Source organism: Micromonospora sp. NPDC049523, assembly GCF_040676775.1.
GTDB lineage: Bacteria > Actinomycetota > Actinomycetes > Mycobacteriales > Micromonosporaceae > Micromonospora_G.
Genome location: NZ_JBFAPP010000058.1, coordinates 1 through 1,040, shown reverse-complemented (window position 1 = coordinate 1,040; position 1,040 = coordinate 1). Strand labels below are relative to the sequence as shown.

Sequence of the window (1,040 nt, the reverse complement as noted above, 5' to 3'; positions counted from 1 at the left end):
CTAGGGCGCGTTTCATAAAGCACGGTGGGCAGGTTGAGGTCACGGCGTGGCGGTGATCGATAGACAGCGAGGTCTCCGGTACTTGGTACAACGACCAAGAAGCACCATGCACCGGAGACCTCGTGGCCACCCTAGCGGTGACGAGGCGGCACGACCTGACCGACGCGCAATGGGCGGCGCTTGCCCCGTTGCTACCCGCCGCGCCGGTTCGGGGTCGTCCGCCGAAGTGGACAAGAAGGCAGCTGATCGACGGGATCCGGTGGCGCATCCGGATCGGTTCACCCTGGCGTGACGTCCCGGCCGAGTACGCGCCCTGGCCCACCATCTACGGCCTGTTCCGCCGCTGGCAGCGCGACGGCACCTGGGAGAAGATCCTCGCCGGGTTACAGGCCGACGCTGACGCGGCCGGCCGGATCGAGTGGGACGTCAGCATCGACTCGATGACCAGCCGCGCCCACCAACACGCTGCCGGCGCCCGCCGTGACGGGCATCTGCAGAGAGAACCACCCGGCGGCATCCACGACGAGCCCGTCGATCACGCGCTCGGGCGGTCGCGAGGGGGGCTGACCACCAAGACGCATCTGGCCTGTGAGCAAGGTCAGAAACCCCTCGCCCTGATCCTCACGGCCGGTCAACGCGGCGACAGCCCGCAGTTCATCCCCGTCTTACGCAAGATCCGGGTGGGCCGGCCCGGCGGTGGGCATCCCCGGACCCGTCCGGACCTGGTCCTGGCCGACAAGGCCTACACCTCGAAAGGCAACCGAGCCCATCTGCGTTCCCGCGGGATCAAGGCCTGCATCCCGAGTAAGGCCGACCAGGATGCCCACCGCAAAGCCAAGGGATCGAAGGGCGGTCGCCCACCCGGCTTCGACCCGGTCGTCTACCGGCAACGCCACGCCGTCGAGTGCGGCATCAACCGCCTCAAACGCCACCGCGGCGTCGCGACCCGATACGACAAACTCGCCGTCCGCTACCAGGCCGTCCTGACCATCACCGCCATCGGCGAGTGGCTCCGACCGGACTTATAAAACGCGCCCTAG

At 68.1% G+C, this 1,040-nt stretch carries 1 protein-coding gene; it reads left to right on the top strand.

The genetic code is table 11. The annotated features are described in order from the left end of the window. The first annotated feature begins 122 nt into the window (after nt 1–122). Nucleotides 123–1,028, top strand: coding sequence for an IS5 family transposase (locus tag AB0J90_RS35630; protein WP_363603503.1), 906 nt, complete (start codon nt 123–125; stop codon nt 1,026–1,028). Nucleotides 1,029–1,040 lie beyond the last annotated feature (12 nt).